At 69.2% G+C, this 221-nt stretch carries 1 protein-coding gene; it reads left to right on the top strand.

What is annotated here, in order from left to right; all coding sequences use genetic code 11:
- The coding region (locus tag HV826_RS36645) for an AMP-binding protein (RefSeq protein WP_176421601.1) at positions 1-221 on the top strand (221 nt) is incomplete at both ends.

Raw genomic sequence — 221 nt, 5'->3', positions numbered from 1 at the left:
TGGTGAAGGAGTGGAGCGGGACGGCGTCGGCGTACCCACGCGATGCGAGCCTGAGCGTTCTCTTCGAGGAGCAAGCGCAGCGGACGCCGGACGCGGTGGCGGTGGAGTACGAGGACGAGCGGCTGACGTACGCGGAGTTGAACCGGCGTGCGAACCAGCTGGCGCACCACCTGAAGGGCATGGGAGTGGGGCCCGAGGTGCGGGTGGGCTTGTGCGTGGAG

Origin of the sequence: Myxococcus sp. AM010 (assembly GCF_013372585.1) — a bacterium.
Taxonomy (GTDB): Bacteria; Myxococcota; Myxococcia; order Myxococcales; family Myxococcaceae; genus Myxococcus; species Myxococcus vastator.
The sequence above is the reverse complement of the archived record's forward strand: the minus strand, read 5'-3'. Positions and strand labels throughout refer to the sequence as shown.